17 protein-coding genes are annotated in these 18,797 nt (G+C 53.1%); 4 read left to right on the plus strand and 13 right to left on the minus strand.

Annotation, left to right across the window (positions count from 1 at the left end; genetic code table 11):
* Positions 1–74: 74 nt before the first annotated feature.
* The 8 genes from AC5S16_RS14650 to AC5S16_RS14685 form a co-directional block, all read right to left on the minus strand.
* Positions 75–1,442, minus strand: a complete 1,368-nt coding sequence (locus tag AC5S16_RS14650; protein WP_493930825.1) for a TrbI/VirB10 family protein — start codon at positions 1,440–1,442, stop codon at positions 75–77.
* Positions 1,429–2,406 (minus strand): hypothetical protein, encoded by a 978-nt coding sequence (locus AC5S16_RS14655; RefSeq protein ID WP_493930826.1) that lies wholly within the window; start codon positions 2,404–2,406, stop codon positions 1,429–1,431. The genes AC5S16_RS14650 and AC5S16_RS14655 overlap by 14 nt, the downstream gene beginning before the upstream one ends.
* Complete coding sequence (locus tag AC5S16_RS14660) at positions 2,403–2,894, minus strand: lytic transglycosylase domain-containing protein (RefSeq protein ID WP_493930827.1); 492 nt, start codon at positions 2,892–2,894, stop codon at positions 2,403–2,405. The genes AC5S16_RS14655 and AC5S16_RS14660 overlap by 4 nt, the downstream gene beginning before the upstream one ends.
* Positions 2,891–3,847, minus strand: a complete 957-nt coding sequence (locus AC5S16_RS14665) for an AAA family ATPase (RefSeq protein ID WP_493930828.1) — start codon at positions 3,845–3,847, stop codon at positions 2,891–2,893. The genes AC5S16_RS14660 and AC5S16_RS14665 overlap by 4 nt, the downstream gene beginning before the upstream one ends.
* Before the next feature lie 94 nt (positions 3,848–3,941).
* Complete coding sequence (locus tag AC5S16_RS14670) at positions 3,942–4,397, minus strand: hypothetical protein (protein WP_493930829.1); 456 nt, start codon at positions 4,395–4,397, stop codon at positions 3,942–3,944.
* Positions 4,398–4,415: 18 nt separating this feature from the next.
* Positions 4,416–4,706, minus strand: coding sequence for a hypothetical protein (locus AC5S16_RS14675; protein WP_493930830.1), 291 nt, complete (start codon positions 4,704–4,706; stop codon positions 4,416–4,418).
* A 695-nt stretch (positions 4,707–5,401) separates the two neighbouring features.
* Complete coding sequence (locus AC5S16_RS14680; protein ID WP_493930831.1) at positions 5,402–5,677, minus strand: helix-turn-helix domain-containing protein; 276 nt, start codon at positions 5,675–5,677, stop codon at positions 5,402–5,404.
* 183 nt (positions 5,678–5,860) lie between these two features.
* Entirely contained in the window at positions 5,861–7,078 is a 1,218-nt protein-coding gene (locus AC5S16_RS14685) for a tyrosine-type recombinase/integrase (RefSeq protein ID WP_493930832.1), read from the minus strand.
* Positions 7,079–7,425: 347 nt separating this feature from the next.
* Here AC5S16_RS14685 and AC5S16_RS14690 point away from each other — a divergent pair, with 347 nt between their 5' ends.
* Entirely contained in the window at positions 7,426–8,628 is a 1,203-nt protein-coding gene (locus AC5S16_RS14690) for a tyrosine-type recombinase/integrase (RefSeq protein WP_493930833.1), read from the plus strand.
* A 78-nt stretch (positions 8,629–8,706) separates the two neighbouring features.
* Here the strand turns inward: AC5S16_RS14690 and AC5S16_RS14695 are convergent, their stop codons facing one another.
* Positions 8,707–9,135 carry a hypothetical protein gene (locus tag AC5S16_RS14695; RefSeq protein WP_493930834.1) on the minus strand — a complete coding sequence of 143 codons (429 nt, stop codon included), beginning with the start codon at positions 9,133–9,135 and terminating at the stop codon, positions 8,707–8,709.
* A 296-nt stretch (positions 9,136–9,431) separates the two neighbouring features.
* Here AC5S16_RS14695 and AC5S16_RS14700 point away from each other — a divergent pair, with 296 nt between their 5' ends.
* Positions 9,432–9,611 (plus strand): helix-turn-helix domain-containing protein, encoded by a 180-nt coding sequence (locus AC5S16_RS14700; RefSeq protein ID WP_493930835.1) that lies wholly within the window; start codon positions 9,432–9,434, stop codon positions 9,609–9,611.
* Here AC5S16_RS14700 and AC5S16_RS14705 read toward each other — a convergent pair.
* Complete coding sequence (locus AC5S16_RS14705; RefSeq protein WP_493930950.1) at positions 9,556–9,954, minus strand: hypothetical protein; 399 nt, start codon at positions 9,952–9,954, stop codon at positions 9,556–9,558. The two genes, AC5S16_RS14700 and AC5S16_RS14705, sit on opposite strands and share 56 nt — an antisense overlap.
* 324 nt (positions 9,955–10,278) lie before the next feature.
* Positions 10,279–11,130 (minus strand): DUF5131 family protein, encoded by an 852-nt coding sequence (locus AC5S16_RS14710; protein WP_493930836.1) that lies wholly within the window; start codon positions 11,128–11,130, stop codon positions 10,279–10,281.
* 510 nt (positions 11,131–11,640) lie between these two features.
* On the opposite strand from AC5S16_RS14710, the gene AC5S16_RS14715 reads away from it, so the two are divergent.
* Positions 11,641–12,969, plus strand: coding sequence for an ATP-binding protein (locus tag AC5S16_RS14715; RefSeq protein ID WP_493930837.1), 1,329 nt, complete (start codon positions 11,641–11,643; stop codon positions 12,967–12,969).
* Positions 12,966–14,591 (plus strand): ATP-binding protein, encoded by a 1,626-nt coding sequence (locus AC5S16_RS14720; protein ID WP_493930838.1) that lies wholly within the window; start codon positions 12,966–12,968, stop codon positions 14,589–14,591. Before AC5S16_RS14715 ends, AC5S16_RS14720 begins: the two co-directional genes overlap by 4 nt.
* Positions 14,592–15,422: 831 nt before the next feature.
* Here AC5S16_RS14720 and AC5S16_RS14725 read toward each other — a convergent pair.
* The gene (locus AC5S16_RS14725; protein ID WP_493930839.1) at positions 15,423–16,982 is read right to left on the minus strand and encodes an ATP-binding protein; all 1,560 of its coding nucleotides are present in this window, start codon (positions 16,980–16,982) and stop codon (positions 15,423–15,425) included.
* Positions 16,979–18,586, minus strand: coding sequence for a radical SAM protein (locus tag AC5S16_RS14730; RefSeq protein WP_493930840.1), 1,608 nt, complete (start codon positions 18,584–18,586; stop codon positions 16,979–16,981). Before AC5S16_RS14730 ends, AC5S16_RS14725 begins: the two co-directional genes overlap by 4 nt.
* Between the last annotated feature and the right edge of the window lie 211 nt (positions 18,587–18,797).

The following is an 18,797-nucleotide window of genomic DNA, read 5'->3' on the forward strand; positions in this document are numbered from 1 at the left end:
CTGTGCGACATTACATCGTCATCCAATGATGACTGTAATGCCATGGCGCGAGCAGATGCTGAACACCGCGAAAACTATTGCTGCGCGTTTGGGGCGACAGGCTGGCTCTGATTCAGCTCTCGCTGAAGCTCTAGCAATTGACGCAACTGAGTGAGAGACGTTTGTGGGAGACCGCTTGAGAGTGTGCCCCTGTTGGCGTTCGTTGCTTTGGCGTCCGTCTTTTCGAACACCACGAAAATATCCGTGTGCGCAGGGAGAGTGACGATAGGGTGCTCGGTGAGCATCAACTGCATGATCTCCTGATCTCCGGCATTGCCAACGTTCTGTGCTAGTTGAGCGCGGAGGAGATCATTTTCGCTGATGGCACCGCTCGTATTGTTCTGCCCCGCAAACATCGCAAGGCCGGACCCGACATCGGTGAACGAGCGCACTAGAAAGTTGCGGCCGGTATGAGTTCCGGTTACCTTTCCTTTAAGTGGCCCAAGATTCCTGTTCGTGGCGACCGCGTCGATGGGAACTTCCCCCCGATGGGGAATCTCTATCCGGTCGAATTTGATCAGCATATAGCCGGAGCGGTCTGCCTGTTGAATATGGCCTACGGCTGTGGAGCCGGCAGGCACGATGATTTCGCCGTCGCGCTGATAGCTATACTCAATGTCTGCATTCACCGGCAGATCGACAGCAGTTGTCGTGATAGCGTTCAGTCTCGCAACCAGGCGAGTCCCGGGTCCCAGATTGAGAGTTGGCTGAAGCGGGTTCGCCGCCTCGCGGGAAGAAGTTTCCGCCTTTGGTGTGGCTACAAAGACCAACGAAGGTTTTGCAAGGCCGGCCCGTTCTGCTTTTAGTTGAGTGGCGCTTGCTGGCTCTGTCTGGCCTGCGTAGGGCTTTGGCGACCAGTTATCATTGCCGGTTTGACCTGCATTGAATGGAGCGACCTGCCCCAGAGTTGCAGGAGGAGAACTCGGAATAGCTTTTGTTTGCGGAACTGCGGACGAGGATGCGGTGTCTGCGTTTTCAAGGTCCCGCGCCGTGAGCTTTCCCGCATGCTCTCGTTGCGCCGGAGCAGGTTGCATGGCAATATGGGGCACAATATTGCTGTTGTTCGGTTGTGTGGGCGATGGCTGGGATGAGGATGGAGGTTGGCCGATCGGGGGAGCGTTCGCGGGCGCTTTCTTCGTGACATGTTTATGGGATAGCCCCATAACCATCAGAACGATCACAACCACGGCTCCAGTGCCGGCAAAGAGGAATTTGATGGTCCTGTCTTCGCTATTGCCGTCAGCGACGTTGCGGCCGCGGAAAGGCTTCCTTGCTTCGGCGCCATCCGCTTGCTCCGGCTCTGGATCCTGTTTCTTTTTCTGTGGTTCGAGTACGCTGGAAACAAAATCTCGCAGATGCTCGATAGGATTTTTCTGACGGGTAGTCGGTTCAGGGACGGGCATCGGTGTCCTCCTGCGATGAATGTGAATTTGCGGGCGCGGTAAAGATGAGATTGAGCAAAACCGGTTCGTTGACCGCGTCGGCAGTGGCCAGTTCGAGCTGCAGGTGTTCCTGGGCCTGTTTGAAATCCGGACGTTCGAAACGCACGGCTCCATCGGCGCGCTGGCCAGGCGCGAGTTTTTGTTGGGTATAGCGATAGTCGGTGATCGGAATCTGGTCGGCGAGAATTTCAGGGTGTTTCTTTTTCGGTTTCTTACCCGCCTGCGCAGCTGGATTATTCAACTCGACTTGTGGCGGCAAGATCTCGACCCATTGACCGCTCTGGTTCAAAGCAGAAAATGCGACAACAAGGCTGTTCCCGTCAGCACTTACAGAGCCAATCGAAGCCGTGATTTTAGAAGGATGTTTGGCATCGACTTCGACTTTCCAGTTGGGGCTGGCGATCCGTTGTTGCGCCTCAAATGCTGCCTCGAGGACCGAGCGCGGCTGGGACTGAGGCTGAGGTCCGACTCCAACTGCATCCGCTGGATCATCCGATGGAATCAGAAAGTCATGCCGAACGTTGTAGACGAGAACATAGTCCACCGGTTGTTCTGGGGATGTGGATCCATCACTGATGAGCCTCAGACTCACGTGTTGCCCTGAACTCGTTGAGATGAGCAGATTGCTGGTGGCCGATTGATCCGTGATTGGCTTCACAACGACCAATTGAGGCGCGTGTTCGGAGTGTTCCGCACTGAAAAGTTCGGGGGCTCCCAGCACCACGTCCGCGACGGTTTCAGGCATGAGGATGCTGGTGGCGATATTCGGTCTGAGGTGAATTTCAGAGACAACGTCAGGCGAGATCAGAATTTGTGATACCTGAGGTTTTACAGGCAAATTCGTCGCAACGCCTGGAGATGACAACTGGGCTGTTGCAGAATATGCGCAGCAGAGAAAGAGACGAATCAGGATCTGCCGGTTCATGGATGACCCTCCGCGGTAGGTGAGGAGTGAAGCTTCAATTCGCGCAAGTAATGCTGACGCACCTGCGCCACATAGCTGACAACATCGGGATCTCGGAGAGCTAGACCGCGATGCGCAATCCGCTTCTCGCCTGTGTAATAGGCCGCCACAGCGAGGCGCATATCCCCGTGAAACTGTGTGAGCAGATCATGGAGGTAGCGGACGCATCCGCCGATGTTGTCGGACTTCACGAAGGGTCTTTGCACGCCGTAACGGCGGGCGGTAGCGGGCATGAGCTGTCCCAGCCCCATAGCTCCTTTATTCGAAAGTGCTCTGGGATTCCACCCGGATTCCTGATCGATGATCGCGTACACCAGGGGACGCGGTACACCATAGTGGTCGGCGTATGCATTGGCGTAATAGATTGCTTCGTGATCGAGGGTATTCGCATGAGCGGCACTGCTCCCGAAGAGCAGAAACATCACCGTTACCAAGATGTGCCTGTTCATACAGGCTGCTCCTCGGCCGTCTGCTTGAGCACTTCGGAAACATCACGGCTTGCCATGTCCCGCGCATAGAGTTTGGCAGCATAGAGAATGGTGGCGAAGGCATCTCTGAGATCGGCGAGCTTTTTTCGGTCGCGTGATGTCTTGGCGAAGAGCGGTAAGAGTACATCGCGGTGCTCGACTGTAACCTCGTCGATCCGGAGCAACTCGATCGCCAGGGCAATATCGATCATTTCGGAGACCGAAGGTGGCTTCTCCAGGCGATAGGCGCGGAGAGCTTTAGCGATCCCCGCAATTAGCAGGTGCGTATAAGCCGCCGCTTCCGGTGTACGACGCGCAACGATTTCTCCCTCGCGCTCGGGCGTAGGATATTCGATACGCAGATAGAGACTGCGACGGCGCAGAGGATCGCCAAGCCGCCGTTCTTCATTCGAGGTGAGTACGGTGAAAGGGATCGACTCCGCGGGGATGGTGCCGAGCCGGGGATCGGAGATCTGCCACATGGAAAGGATCTCGAGCAGCATGGCCTCGATGGCATGATCCACTTTATCCAGTTCGTCAATGAGCAGAACGCAGCGCTTTCTTGCAAGGATGGCTTTGAGAAGCGGGCCAGGGATGAAGAAATCAAGCGTCGTGATTTCTTTGGCCAGCGCCTTCCAGTCCGGCCTCTCTACGCGTGTGGCCGTTTCAAGATAGAGCCGCTGCAGCGATTCATCAAACTCTCCGATGGCATGCCTGGCGGCAAGACCCTCGAAGCATTGCAGCCGCTCGATCGATGTCTGGGCCGCGCGGGTTACCGCATAGGAAAGTTCCGTCTTCCCGCTGCCTGCCGGCCCTTCCAGAAGCAGAGGTTTATGCAGCTTTCCCGCCAGGTAGACCGTGGTTGCGGTCACCTCGTCCGTGATGTAGCCGACGTCTGTCAGCGCCTGATGCGCTTGTGACGGACTTTCGAACACCTTCGCCTCCGCGCGGAAGTTTCTGCGCGGGGTGAGTGTGGGTCGGCTTCACTTTTCGGTCAAATTTTCGAGCAGTTCGCTGATAAGCACTCTTTCAACTTGCAGCGGCGAAAGTTACTGGCCCTTTGCAATCAGCTTTTCCGCCGACGTTACTGAATCCGAATTCCGCATCGCCGGACAGCTTCCCGGTAGAGGCCGTCCCATCAAAGCTAAAATGTGACTTCGTGAGGGCAGAGTCAGACTCGCCGTCGAGGGTAATCTTGCCATCGGCAGCCACTACTCCGGCTTTGATAGGGATGTGATAGACGGAACCTTTAGGCACCGCCACAGTCGCCTCTCCCTGCACTGTGCCGGCGTTTTGGGTGAGAACAAGAGTGATATCGATTTCCGCTTGTTCACTGCGGGGCTTAGGGTTAAGCGTGGTCGTAAGGGTTGCGTTCATAGGGCTAGTGCCATGCCACTTACCTGCAATCTCTGGAGGCGCGGACTTGCAACCGGAGAGAGCAAGCAGCGCGAAGATAGCTGACAAAACCAAAATATGTAGCTTCATGATTAGAACCTCCTGGGATCACATCGTGTAATCACCTGTGTTATCGCGCAATGCCTTTTTCATCTCATCGATGATGAGCTTCGCTTGCTTACTCGCCGCCTCAAAGCCTTGCACGCCGTAAGTCTTGAGGCATTGGGCGACGAAGGCTTGCCCGATTGCAATCGGGTAAGCGGCGGGGTCACAGTCTGGATGATCTTCCGCAAAATTTTCGACAATCTCCAGAATCTTGTCCTGCAATACTTCAACCATTTGTCTCGTGAATTCGTCGCGTTGCTTGTTGGGATCGTCGGGTGAGTGTGTTGGCGTCATGGTGCGCAGCCAATATTCTGGCGTTCTCTCCTTCTCGTGAATTTGCAGGCGGACTAAGCCTCTCGCGATAACTACGATCCGATGCTAGCGAGCGAAACTTGAGTCGTCCCACGGCCCTGGCGCGGTTCGTTGAGTTCACCGCCAGCTCGCGTGCCACGCGGTGGCTCTGATTGCTCGGGAACTCTGTCTGCCCCTGCTCTATCTATTGTTCCCCGGAAATTTGAGGAAAAGACGGTAGGGTTTGCACCGAAATGCGCAATTGGGGAAAACCTCCTCCGGAGCAATTCGGCATAGCTTTTAAGAAAGTTGAACGAGCGGAGGCATTGAACTGATGATGCAGTCGCTTGCGCTTAAAGTCTCGAATTGATAACCGGGGTATGTGTCAAGGAATGAGACCAATCAAAGGAATCGAGCCGATGGGTCACATTTGCTTCGATTCGCAAGAGAGGCTTTGCTTCGATGGGGTGAGACATTGGATTCTCGGCGACCTTCCATTGTTTCCACATTCTTGAGAAAATCAACCGGGCACAAACCCTTCCTGTTCTTCTACAGAGTCTCTAAAAAATCGATGGACATAGCGAGAACAAGAACTTCCTCAGACAATGGTCAGTGAAAGCATTCAGGCAACCGGCGATCTGCTCAGAGGCTCTGTCATTTCCGCCTCCAGAATGATCTTTGACCAAATTTAATCGATTTTATCGGTTCTTCTTCGAATGCTGATGCGGTCTTGGGCGGGGCTTCCGCAAAGTGGGCCTTTGCTCGGGTTCGATTGCAGGAGCACTCGATCGACTCCTGAGCCAAGCGGCAAAATCGTGTGGGTCGAATCGGACGGAATTTGCAATGCGGAGTGATGGGATCTCTCCACTTGCAGCCATCTTGTAGATCTGCTTTGCGGAAAGATCTAATAAGCGTGCTATCTCACTTGCTCTAAGAGCACCTTTCTTCTGCTCAAGCATCTGATCGATAAGCATGATGTCCTCCTTTTGCTTATCTCGGAGTAAAAGCAATGGCCACGTAACGATGAGGTCAAGTGGGGTTTGCGTCAAATCTGTGAATACGTTCTATAGAGTGAAAAGAAAAACGCCGGAGATTGCTCCCCGGCGTAAGGAAAATTGAACTGAATCAACCTCTTTATCCACCTAAACTAGCGTGGTCTAGGCTGCTTCTGTAATTGTTGTGCCTGAATCCACGAACTTCTTGCGATTGGCAAACGTGGGTCCGGTAAAGCTCGAGTTGACCTTGTGGATGACTTCGTCCTTGCGGGCCGGCTTCAAGTAGCGGGTGATGCTCTCGAGCGTGGTCTGCCCCATCCAGAGCATCACCGTCCTCAGATCGACTCCGGCCCGAAGATGCGTGGTTGCGAACGTCGCTCTGAACTTGTGAAGCCAGAAGTCTTCCGGGTTCAAGTTGGCTTTGTTGGCGTTTCGCTTGAGCGCCCGGATCATGTGCTTATCCGGTTTTCCGCTTCTTGTGCTGAAGACGAGCGCGGCCGGGGCAGCGCGTTTCGGAGGCAAGGTACTCCGATAGACTTCGAGCGCCCGGAGCAGCTCATCGGGTACGGGAACCTCCCTCTCCTTGTACCCCTTCGGCATCCAGTTGTACTGGGGCTTGCGTTTCATCTCTACGATATTCGCCCTGAACCGTATGTTCTCCCAGGTGACGTACATCGCCTCCTGTTCCCGGAAACCCGTCATCAGCAGGAAGTCGTAGAGCGTCTGGTGGTAGAGAGAACAGACAGGGTAGAGGTCGAGCAATTGATCGTCCTCGTAGATCTCCACTTCGGCTCGCACGAAGCGCGGCCGATCGTTCTTCGCCAGAAGCTTCGGTAATCCCTGCGCATCGAGGAAGGTCATCACACAGGTGAACTTGTTGAAGACGGTCCGCGGGGAGAGCTTCTTCTTGTCCCGGAGATAGGCGACGAAGCGGAGCAGATCGATCCGTTGCAGGTCTTCGGCGCATGTCTTGTCGCAGGACTTCTGGAAGTACGCGAAGGCCACTTTGTACCCTCGCCATGTCTTGTCTTTCCGGGAGAGCTTAATCTCCGTGAGAAAGTCAGCCATTGCGGAGCGGAGCTGGGCGCGGTCCGGCTCGTCCTTGGGGGCTTCGACGATCAGCCCCTGTGCCCGGGCCTCCAGCTCCTTTTGCTTTCGTATTTTGCTGTTGAAGGCGACGGTGGCGTCGTTGCCCACCGAGAGGCGCTTCTTTCGCCCGTCCTCGCGCCATTCCAGATAGTAGGACCCCTCCGGGTGTTTCTCCGGATTGCCGTCGACGACGACCCAGTCCGGTTTGATACGCCCACTGCTGTTGAGGACTACGGTGCAGTACCGGTCCCAGTTTTCGGTTATGACGCGCTTGATCACATTCACTTCCATGGTCATCTCCTGGCCAAAGCGGCAGCAGTGTAGTTACTACTGCCGGGAAGTTCAGTCCAATTTGCTGGGCCTGGATCTCGGTCCAGAAGAGGGCGAGGAGGTTGGGTTACGATATGCCTGGTGAGGCAGACTTCCATGGCCATCTTCTGGCCAAAACGGCACCACCCTAGGCACCACCGATCGGAAGCTCAGTCCAGAGGATTGATTCTGGAACCCTTTCGGGAAAAGGGCGAGAAGGTTCGAATCCCTCCGCCCCGACCATCTAACCCATTTCCCATCAATGCTTTTGACCGAGTATGGGAGGGGTGATACGAAAAGTGATACGAACTTTGCCGTGGGAAGGTCCCATGCAGGTGAATATCACCAAACGTATCGACACCCCGGAAGGCAAGCGCTACTGCCCGGTCGTCGTCGGTCCCAACGGACGCATCAAGCCCGATTCGGTGATGGTTGATGGACGCCAGGAAAGGCATCCCGAAGGCGCTTACTACCTCGACTGGACGGATGACGGAAAGCGCACACGTGTTTCTGTTGGCACGGATGCCACTGCTGCATACAACTGCCGAGTTCGCAAGCAAAGAGAGCTGGATGCGCTCGCATCCGGACTCATCGTTTCCAATCCCATCGAAGACGACTCCCGACTACGAATCAATTCTGCGGTAGACGACTTTCTCGAAGAGATTCAGCTCAGCCGACAAAGAAAGACCTGGATGGGATACATCGTCTCCCTGCGATATTTCCAGGAATCCTGCAGCAAGAGATTTCTGGATGAAGTCGAACGGAAAGATCTCCTGCGTCTGGCGGCTTTCCTTCGCGATACAAAGAAGCTCTCTCCACGCACCGTGCATAACAAGTTCGCAGACGTGCTCACCTTCCTTCAGGCCCAAGGCGTGCCGAAGCTGATTGGCAAGAACGATCATCCGCGCTTCATCGAGCAGGAAGTCTCGATCTACGAGGAAGAGGAGCTATCGAAGCTCCATGCAGCCTGCTCGCCCTATCACAGCACGCTCTATGACTTCCTTCTAATGAGCGGCTTTCGGGAACAAGAGGCCATGCACGTCACCTGGAACAATGTCCGCTTCAACGCCAACATCATCGAGATGCGCTGGAAGCCGCAATTCAACTGGACACCGAAGGCCTACAAAGAACGTGAAGTGCCTGTACCGAACGAACTGCTAGCGATACTCGAAGCTCATCGCAAATCCTTGCCAGCATCACGCGCATCGGCCCATTCGTTGGTCTTCAGCACAGAAAACAACACGCGAGACAAACATATGCTGCGCGCCCTCAAGCGCAACGCCAAGAAAGCCGAATTGAATCCCGATGAGTTCTGGCTCCACAAGTTCCGCGCGACCTTCGCCACCACTCACCTTCAGGCTGGCATCGACCTCAGAACGGTGATGACCTGGATGGGACAGACCAACCTGGAGAGCATTATCCGGTATTTGAAGCCTGCCAGGAATCAGGCTGTCATCGAAAGGGTCAATTTGAGTTTCGCAAACCGCAGCCACAACCAGCACAAACCATGCTTGGTGGCTAGCGCTGTATGAGTTCTGGGAATATTACGAGATGTTGTGTCGCGAGTTCTGGATGTAGCAAAGGGTATCCGCCTAAAGACTTGGAATCCGTCATAGCGCTCCCTGCTCCCCATATGTGCTGGCAATCCTTGCAACCTCATTGATCTTTCCCTGTTGCAGGGCTTCGATCGGACTTTCTCCTTCTAAACGTTCATCGGGAGTGGTGAAGAAATTGAGCTGCATCCAGGAATCGAGCGAGTTGAGGCTTTTGAGTACGTGCTCGAAACCGTCTAGCATATTGCCTTCATGGAACTGAAAGCGCGGATAACTATAGTCTCGCTTTCCTTGAGGAAGGGCGAGCAGTTGGTTCGATGCGCGGCGCTTGTCCACTGCCAGGCGGGACAGATTCAGAACCTTGGCTACCTGCTCGGAAGTCATCGTTCCACCCGCAGCCTTAACCATCTCCTCCCGACGCTTCATCCCCCTCAGCTTCGCAGTCGCAAGCGGATTTTCCTCTTGAACGGTGTAGAAATGGCTCATTCATCCCTCGCTTCGTTTATACCAGCCTCTGTACCAACAGGCACCTTGGATGCCTTCTCAAGAGCACGACGTTCCTGCGTGTTCCCTGCATCCAGCAATTTCCATCTGAGAACATCATGAACAGTCAGTGAGAGAGCTCCCTCCCCCTCCCTTTAAAAAATGGCTACGAGCGTCGAAGCGTGCCTCTTAACATCCCTTTCTTCCCATCTGACGTTCCCTATTCCTGAATTTGACCGAAATTCCATTCGGTGAGACTTTCACCAGACCCCATTTCGCTTGGGACTACGGAGGAACCGATGCTCTTAGCCGAAATCGTAGAAGGTAAGAAAGAAGCTCTCCGCGTAGCGGAGGTCGCCCAAATCCTGGACGTATCGATCAAGAAGATCTACAGGATGGCCGCTAAAGGCCAAATCCCGTCACTCAAGATTTCCAGTTCGATCCGGTTCGACCCTCACGATATCGCAGCGTACCTATAGTGAGATTCGCGGCGTCATACTCGAAGAGAATCTGTCTATCCTTGAATGCGAGGCGCCCGACCCTACGGTGTTGATCTTGCGCATCCAGATAGACGGTCGGCAACCCTGTTGGATCATCCGCCATGGGTACGTCCTTTCTGTCTGTAGCTCTCCGCCGTAACATCGGTGTGGCCAGCATGTCGTCGAGCGATTGGGCCGTCGGGATCGGCTGACTTTTCACCGCCAGCTTGTCGAAATCCTCAAGGCAATCCAGCGCCAAGGCTAGATTCAAAAGCGAATCCAGCGCGATCAATCTCTGGCGTTCAAATCGCTTCAGGGAGCTCAGGGTCACGCCCGAGCGCACCGTCAGTTCTCTTTGCGTCAGGTCCGGGCTAGACGCCGGGCTTTGAATCGCTCCGCAATCCCTTTCTGAACCTCTTGCGTCGTCCTGAGATAAAAAGACAATATGTTGCCTCTATAAACATACGTTACACGTAATAGTCAAGATATTGACCTTACTTTGGGACGGTGGGTCATTTACGAGGCTGTCAATCGACGAAGTACCCTCCTTTAAGAAATGGCTAAGAATATTTCAAGCAAACCCGCAGGAGGTCGCGCGAACAAGGAATTCCGAAATTCTGCCGGGCAAGAGAAGGTGGCCACACTACCGAAATCGAAATTAGATACTTCAACAGTCGAATAGCTTGAGGGATGTGTTCTGTGCTGAATTTGGCTTTAGGGCAGCACTTGGTAGACCCCAACGTAGGCCTAGTCTCTTGATCGTTAGGTCTCGGGTCTCTTTGTCTGGAATTCTGCAACTGCTGTGCGGAGGCAATTCGTCATGAGTACGCCCATCAATCTCTCTGCCTGTGCGCTTTTTTTGCACTCCTCCCCACTGCTTAAAGAAGAAGAGAACGTGTTGATCTTGGCATTGATCCCGAACGCTGCGAACCCAATCTGGATTCATAGGACGCGCCCCGAATCCGCTCTCGCCACCTACGATGACCCAATCAATGCCTGACAAATCAAGATCACCAAGATCCTCTAAGAGTGGTTCTACCGACAAAAACTTGAACCTTGCCTGTGAATGACGCAAATGCTCGATTCTCTCCAAGCCATACTTGCGGTCTTCAACGCTCACGCCCCACCAGACGTTGGGCAAACAGGCTCCTTTCGAGTTCACTGAGTACGTCTGAAGACGCTCAGCCCGCTTGGTCAAGATTTGAAAGGTATGCCACTTCGCCTCGCCCATCACATCCTCAACCCTTGCGATGTAGTCATCAGGAACATCGTTGTGGAAAAGGTCGCTCATCGAGTTTACGAAGACCCGTTTGCTGGACGACCACTTCAGCGGTTCCGTTAGTTTCTCCGGGACCAAACGCAGATCGAATCCTTGTTCATACGGGTGATTGGGAACTCCTCTGAATCTCTCCGCAAATGTTGATGCGTAGCAATGCTTACAGCCCGGACTCACCTTCGTGCACCCTCGGACAGGGTTCCAAGTTGCGTCCGTCCACTCGATTTTGGAAAGTTCGGCCACTTTCAGCCCTCGAAATCCAGTATAGCCTAATTTATTTATTGCATGTATTTACTCTGAACCTTACCATTCTATTGTGCAATCGCTTTTCAAATCTGGGGATAAGGTGCGAATCAAAAAAGGCGAATTCGCTGGGCGGAGAGGTGTACTAGTGTCGAGCGGTGCCATTGGTTGGACCGTCGCCTTGGATGGCGATGCCCATACGATGCAGATTCGAATGGACGAGATCACAAACTATTCCGCAGCAGCACGGCTCGCTTGGAATCGGATGCCTAACCGAAAGGTTGGACGGCCCGCAGGCACAAAAATGTCGGATCGCGTATCGGTAATTTTTCGGGTTGAACGCTCCCTTTGGGCCGAGTTTCAAGTGGCCGAGCGAGAAGGGCTCGTGCCTGATAGGACTACCGCAATAAATTCGTGCCTGAGAAAGTTGCTTAGGTCGTTGTCGTCCGGGAGGGTAGCGGCCCAGTGAAGACTCGGATCACACTAGAACAGAAGCAGAGGCTATTCCAAATGCTGGACGCGGGCATGAGCCGTGAAGCTATCTCAAACGAAACAGGATTGGCACCTGGACAGATATCGGCGTTACTCGCACATCGGACGATGCGGAGCAACCGAGAAACGAGCGCTCTATCCAGAATCGAAGCTGGATCGGGAGACACTAGTTCCGCTACGACAGAATTTCTGAATGACTCTGCGGGAACGATCGAGCTGCCTCTTGGCGTTGATCCCTCCGGGGCGATAGTTACATGGTCTCCGTCGCGAGCAAGTAACCCGCATGTCCTAATTGTTGGGGAAAGCGGGTCCGGCAAAACGTATACCGTTTCGCGGCTAGCGATAGAACTTGCCAATCATAGAGTACCTTCGATTATTTTCGACTATGGCCAAGGCTTCACGTTGACACCCGAAGCTGCCAATCTTGCCAAAGAGATCTCAGTCAAGACACTCGACCTAGGCGCAAAAGGTATCAGCATCAATCCACTTCAAATCTTTCCGACCGATCTGCTTGGACCCTTGACGGTGTCACAACGAGTCGCTGATACATTTCTTCGCGTGTATCCAAGACTAGGTGTTCAGCAGCATACCTTGCTTAGGCAAGCTGCTACCGAGGCCTTCAGAGATGCTGGTATCACGGTTGAGAGCAAGGAAAGCTGGAAACACCCGGTTCCTGCATTCCGAGAGATCGAAGCGAAAATCAGAGAATACGAGCGAGCCGGTACTGCTGTCGAACGTCGAGCTGCTTCGTCCCTCGCATCGCACATCTCAACAATATTTTTCTTCGATACGTTCCGCAGAAGCGGCCTGACTCTTAGCTGGCCAGACCTGCTTGAATCCGGAGATCAAATCTGGATTCTCAAACTTAATGGGTTGGAAGAGTCAGTTGAAAAGGCGGTAACCGAGTTCCTGCTATGGAATCTAGTCAGGTTTGCAGAATCTATCGGCCCAGGTTCTCTACGATGCTATATCGTGCTCGACGAGGCGCATCGATTAGCAATGAATGACGGGTCTCCGGTGCAGAGACTTTTGCGAGAAGGACGGAAGTTCGGTTTGGGAGTGATTCTCGCCTCGCAACAACCAGAAGACTTTACGTCCGTCGCATATACCAACACCGCCACAAAGCTAGCTTTCCAGCTTTTCGACACCAATGGCCGCGTCGTGAAGCAACTTCGTAAACGTGCTCTCGAAGGACTCTCAGAAGAGACCTTGTCGAGGACCGTAAGCTCGCTTCCACGAGGCTCGGCATATTTGGTCTCGTCGTCTGGGGGCTCGATAGTTCGACTGTTCAGTTTCGAAGAAACCCGTGCTCTTCGCACGGTCAATAACCAAAGGAACACCCAATGACCAAAGCAAGTTGGAAAACATTAGGGCATGAAGAAAAACTCCAGGTTCTGAGAGACGTGCCACAGGATCAAATCGTCAACGACTACACGTTTGACGGCGGCGACGACGGGGTCTTTCGTCAGCATCTTGCTAGAGAGAAGGCTCTGTGGCAGCCTCAGACCTTTTCTGGAACGGCCAAAGAAGCTGGAAGCCCTCCTAACAAAGAGGTCGTTCTTGGCGCCTGGCGTGACCTCGACAGATCCGAGGCTCTTCTTGAATTAATCGACAACAGCATCGATGCTTGGAACCGTAGGCGCGAGCGCTATCCACAAAAGACTGCATCTGAACTTAATATTTACATCGATATTGACTCCGAGCTAGGACAGCTGACATATGAAGACAACGCAGGAGGTGTACCTTCGGATAAGCTCATCAACTTGGTGGTTCCAGGACACAGTGAGACCGAAGCATTAGCGAAGAGCATTGGAAGCTATAAGACGGGAGGGAAGAAAGCAATCTTCCGCCTAGCCAACGCTATCAACATTACGACTCGATTTTGGAATCCTGCTGAGACAGGTGATTCGGGTGTAGCGATCCACTTGGATAGTGACTGGCTGTCCGACGTAGACGAGTACAAATTTCCCTATTTTGATCTTGCTGGGCCATCTGATCTCCAGCGTGGGCAAACTCGGTACGTGATGCAACTGCGCCCCGAGCCTGTCGGTGCGATGTGGTACTGCACACCCGCAGAAATGGATAAGATCACTCGGGAGATTACAAAGACTTACGGGCTGTTGATTGCTCGGTCCGGCAACATAAATATTTACTTCCCAAAGCGCGGGAAACGAATTCCTTCCGATATTAACGAGTTCTATGACTTTTCTGGTGCCGACGATGGCGGGGTAAACATTTCGCCTCAACAGGTCACATTCGAGACATCTTTGGAATATGAAGGGCTAAGGCATCCGATCACTATCGAAATCGTTATCGGGTGTCGTGTCACGACGGGAAACCGTCATTCGGCCGGCCCGGGCTTCGATCTATATGGGAACAATCGCCTCTTCACTGCTCACGACACACGACTCTTCGCAGAACAGCTCCCCAAGGGGAATGCGGGGAACTTGGTGCGGGGTTGGGTAAACATCATAGGTCCGAACGTCTTCATTCCATGGGATACGCATAAGAGACATCTGAACTATGACAGGGACGTTATCGACCTCGTTCGAACTCACCCTGCAGTCAAGGAGCTTTTCTCCAACTGGCATGATGCTTACCAACAGATCAGCAGGTTGCGTGACGGGGGAATCAAGAAAACGATCGAAGCTCGCTACGACGTCTCCAATAAACATACGCACAAGGTTGAATTCAAGAACTCCGCAACCGTCTCGATAGACGCGACCCGCAAGAGGGGTCAGAAACTCCCAGACGATATTTTCAAACCGACGCTTGCGCCTCCGAAAAAGAAAAAAGATATGGGCGTTCAGCTAAGCTTTGCGATAACAACTGAAGAGGCAAGACGGGTGGCAGCTTGGTTTCAGATACAAGGCGCGCTTGACAGTCCAAAAGTCAAGAAGGAACTCAGCGAGAAAGCCAAGGAGCATGTTCTCAGCGTCCTGAAGCAGAAGGGTTCCAGAAAGTCCTAGCCCGATGCCCACCACCAGCGATATCCGCCTGGACTTCGGTCCGAACAAGTACGCGGCTTTCCATCTAATGCTCGCTAGATGGCTGCGCAAATGCGCCCTGCCGGGGCCGCATTGCTACGTGACTCTAGGAGGAACACAACTCCGAGACATACCCAGCGTAGCCTTCGCTGAGCCTGACTTCACCAATAATTTCTGGTCATATGAAACTAACGCAGACCGTCATGGGCTAGCACAACAGACCGCAAACGAACTGAAGGACATCGGTATCTCAGTTCAGCTCCAACATGGCTCCCTTTGGAATCACAAACGTACGTCGAATTTACCTCACCTCTTCTACATTGACCTACTGGGCGTATGCGCATGGGGCGATTACGACCAACGATTCGGCGAGCTGTTCCAGGACGAGATTATTCGCGAGGGTGATGGTCTCATAATCACAAGTCACCTTGGGCATCACCTGGGCATCCCTGCTATCCGTGACCAATTTGGCGGAGAGTTCGATGTACTCGGAATTGACTCCTCTAACGAAGCGATAGTGAAAAGCACATTCCGTCGCGCTCATCCATCACTGACTCTTTTCAAAGCGCTTAGTTTGAATGGAATCCAGAGAGAACTTTCTGTGCGATGTTTCGGAGCGATTAAGTACAAGGATAGATCGCCTATGGGGCTTTATGGATACTGCGTGTCTTCGGGAACGACTGATCTTTCGAGCCTCGTACAGGACTGTTCAACACTATATTTCGATCTCAAAACCGGACGAGCGTGCGGGCCCGAGCGCTTCTAAAGAAAATAAATGACTCTCGAGACTGATCTGAACAGAACCGAGCGCTCTCAGGAGCCCATTCTTTTCAAGATCCGATCAACAAGGCTCTTAGCCGCATTGTGCTCGGTAGAACATTCGTAGATCATTCCGAAGATCTGTTCATACCTCGATCGTTCGGCCTTACTCTTCGACTTTAGAGCGGGCGCAGTATGAGCTTTCGCAAATATTCGCTCCGCCCGCGTCCTTAAGGATTCAGTCTTTCGCGCCATGATGCGGCTTAGTCGTTCGTCCTTGATGCGACTACTGTTGAAGCGACATAACTGGTCGAGCAAAGCGCGAATATCCTCTTCACGCCGCCTTGCATTGTCCAAAGAAATTGCCCCTTGTTTGAGAATTTCTAGACTATCTTCTATCTGTTTACGTTTCGCTTGGTACTCGCGCATGGCGTTACGCTGGATTGAACTCTCACGGCATTTCTTGCCGAGTTCATGTGCCAGCGGAGTCAATTGAGTAAGGAGATCCGCGAAAGGGACGCTTTGTTCGAAATGGTCTCGTCTTCCATTCGGGAGGATGCGCTCATCCAGTACATGAATCTCGCCAACAATCCAGCTATTAAACCGGGATTCTTGAAAAAGGTCGTTAAGCAGGTCATGCTCGCCAACCTGAATGTTGCCACACCTTAAGCGGAGCCCTCCGATCCCGGTCTCGGACGAAATCGCGCCCAAGTAGGAATGGTCAGCCCACCACCCTATGGCCGACAGTTCGCCATTCGCTCCGAAGAATTCCCTGACCGTCACATCACGAACGGTGTCGTTGATGCCCTTTCGGGCAACGAACTCCCCTCTGTGGGGACGATAAAGGGGGGCTTGGCTATCATTTACGTAGATTCTGACATTCCCCATTGGGACCGCTTTTGTCAGAGCCTGATTGAGTGTTTCTCCCTGTTCAAATTCAGGAGAAAAAGGGACCGGCGCGACTTGGCTCAGGTATGATGCGACAGCGCTGGAGTTCATCAGTATGTCTGCTCCGTTCCTCATTACCCCAATCATCTCGACCTCAAAAAAGCGGTCAGGATAGTCGGCATCCTCGCCCTTTCTGGTTCGAACAACTCTGGAAATCAAGGAAGAAAGCTGCTCTGAGAACTTAGGGTCGCGAAGGTTGGATTTGAGCGATCTGCAATCCCAACGAAGTTCTGAAATCTCCCGTTCACCGTCGGCGCGCGAACGAAATATCAGCTCTTGGCAATATCCGAGGCCAGCCAACCGTCCAACACCACGAAACCCACGAGCCTTCAGGCCCCTCTTACGGCTGGCCCCAAGCGCAACCATTCGAGAAACGAACTTCCCTTGCTCGATACCAGTCCCGTTGTCACGGATGCGAATGCTGCGTTCGGACTGATTGATGGAAATTTCGATACGTCCTTCGCTCGCACGCGACAGCGAGCCAATGGCGGAGGCCTCCTCTATCGAGTCCGCAGCGTTCTGTACATATTCGCGGTACACAGAAAGTGGGTTCACGTACATGGAGCTGCTTAGTAACTCCAAGACATCCTTGCCCAATATTGGTGTTTCATCAATGTTCTTCCATTCGTTTCGAACAGCCGCGTAGATGGGAAGCACATTACTCATACAGTCGCTCCAATCGACAGAGGTTTCTGTCGCTTCGTCGGAAACAGAATCGGCTCATCAAGACCAGCATCTTCAACCTTCTCATCTTCTGGAACGTCGGCAGGTTGTCCTGACATTTTCCTCATTCTCCAAATCTCTGCTTCTTTATCCTTCGAAATAGGTACGTAAAATGGCAAGATCCTCTTCACCGAATTGGATTGTGCGAATGCACTCAGCTTGCGGATGTCCCGTGGATCGCAGGAGGAAAGAAGCTCCACCAACTCGCGACGGTCATCGTCAGAAAGCCGTCTAAAATTCGCGGAAAACTCGTCCAGCTCAGGTCTCCCTAAACCGGAGTCAAACCAGTCGCGATTGAAGATAAAGTGATGGGGGCGCAACAGCAAGTTACGAAAATCGGAGACACTCGCGCCGAAAGCGCGACGGAAGAAAATCGGGGCGCCGCTCACAACCCCGTGTGTTGCTTGCAATATCAACTGCATCGACCGAAGTTCGTAACGGCTCCACTTTTCTCCGATGTGTCCCCTATCTGGCCTGTCAGTCGGTTGGTAACGCATTGGAAAAGACCAGATTCGGATATCGAGTTCTTCATTCAAGCGGACGTTGATGTCCATGCGCTCGTATAAGTCATTAGGATCATCGTGAAAGTTGTACAGCATGTAATTCGAAAGCTCATTCAATCCAAACTCGTGGGCGGTGCGCACCGCCTTCTCATACGGCCCTCGAAGTCCGAGATGATCGAAGGCTATTCTCAGGGGCTTGATCGCGATACTGGACAGTTCCCGCAGATACATCGGATCCTTACATAAAATTCTTGCATCCACCCCCTGGTTGAAATCAACACGCCTTTGAACCGGCACACGCCCTCGTTTCAACATTGCACCAGGAATGAAGCCAAGGTCCCGAATCTCCGCGACGATCTCCCGGAATCGCTCTGACGCCACCACATTGTTGTCCATCAAAATCAGATCTTTCTTCTCGCCGTAGAGCTCTCGGATACGTGTCACAACCGAAGTCAGTGACTGCATGTCACGCTGCTCACCTTCGAGCTTTGGAACCCCACAGAAATGACACTTTCGGATACATCCGCGCGACGCATAGGCGAAGTATGCGTCGTATACGGGGTATTTGTAATCGATCTGTTCCAAGATGCTGTAGTCCGGAGTCAGATCTTCGATTGGAGTTCCGTCACGATCGTCGGAATACATCTCTTCTGCGAAGTCGTCGAGCTGTAGCGAAACCGCAGGAGGTTCTCCAAGAAGACCTTTGATAAAGCGTATGCCCCGCCACGAATCGTTCTCAACGAAACGGTCGTGCATGAGCGATGCGGCTATCCCGCCGACAAAGATCTTGTCCGTTTGCCCGTTCGCCACCCGTTTTGCAAATTCGATCGACTCCGAGATCCTCGGGTACTCGAACGAAAAAAGAGTGGTGACATAAATACGGTCCCATGGCAGGCCGAGCACCGACTTGTCTTCGCCCTTGATGAATTTGACGTGATCCCGCCTGCCATTGGGGCCGTGATACTGCGCAATCTTCATCAGGCCCAGTGGCGGGTACTTATTCTTGTACCCGGGTTCGATCAGGAGGATATTTCGATTTGCCATGTGGGACTCAGTGTCGGCTTTCCAGGAGGGTCAAGACGCTCGGCGGGAAATCTCGAAGATTCCCCGTAAGGCAGCGCATTCCTTAGATTGATGGTTTGCTCGGAACAGGATCTTTCGACCTTCGACTCGTCGTGAAAGAATCCCAATTTGATTCAGGGCTTGCATCTCTCGTTGGAGACTCGATGGTCGTTTCCCCAAGGACTTGGCAAGA

The organism is Acidobacterium sp. FHG110202_01 (assembly GCF_059115305.1).

Bases quoted from the DNA above. Each gene is read 5' to 3' on its own strand.
- AC5S16_RS14650 (WP_493930825.1), bottom strand. From the start codon at position 1,442: ATGCCCGTCCCTGAACCGACTACCCGTCAGAAAAATCCTATCGAGCAT.
- AC5S16_RS14655 (WP_493930826.1), bottom strand. From the start codon at position 2,406: ATGAACCGGCAGATCCTGATTCGTCTCTTTCTCTGCTGCGCATATTCT.
- AC5S16_RS14660 (WP_493930827.1), bottom strand. From the start codon at position 2,894: ATGAACAGGCACATCTTGGTAACGGTGATGTTTCTGCTCTTCGGGAGC.
- AC5S16_RS14670 (WP_493930829.1), bottom strand. From the start codon at position 4,397: ATGAAGCTACATATTTTGGTTTTGTCAGCTATCTTCGCGCTGCTTGCT.
- AC5S16_RS14675 (WP_493930830.1), bottom strand. From the start codon at position 4,706: ATGACGCCAACACACTCACCCGACGATCCCAACAAGCAACGCGACGAA.
- AC5S16_RS14680 (WP_493930831.1), bottom strand. From the start codon at position 5,677: ATGCTTATCGATCAGATGCTTGAGCAGAAGAAAGGTGCTCTTAGAGCA.
- AC5S16_RS14685 (WP_493930832.1), bottom strand. From the start codon at position 7,078: ATGGAAGTGAATGTGATCAAGCGCGTCATAACCGAAAACTGGGACCGG.
- AC5S16_RS14690 (WP_493930833.1), top strand. From the start codon at position 7,426: ATGCAGGTGAATATCACCAAACGTATCGACACCCCGGAAGGCAAGCGC.
- AC5S16_RS14695 (WP_493930834.1), bottom strand. From the start codon at position 9,135: ATGAGCCATTTCTACACCGTTCAAGAGGAAAATCCGCTTGCGACTGCG.
- AC5S16_RS14700 (WP_493930835.1), top strand. From the start codon at position 9,432: ATGCTCTTAGCCGAAATCGTAGAAGGTAAGAAAGAAGCTCTCCGCGTA.
- AC5S16_RS14715 (WP_493930837.1), top strand. From the start codon at position 11,641: ATGCTGGACGCGGGCATGAGCCGTGAAGCTATCTCAAACGAAACAGGA.
- AC5S16_RS14720 (WP_493930838.1), top strand. From the start codon at position 12,966: ATGACCAAAGCAAGTTGGAAAACATTAGGGCATGAAGAAAAACTCCAG.
- AC5S16_RS14725 (WP_493930839.1), bottom strand. From the start codon at position 16,982: ATGAGTAATGTGCTTCCCATCTACGCGGCTGTTCGAAACGAATGGAAG.
- AC5S16_RS14730 (WP_493930840.1), bottom strand. From the start codon at position 18,586: ATGGCAAATCGAAATATCCTCCTGATCGAACCCGGGTACAAGAATAAG.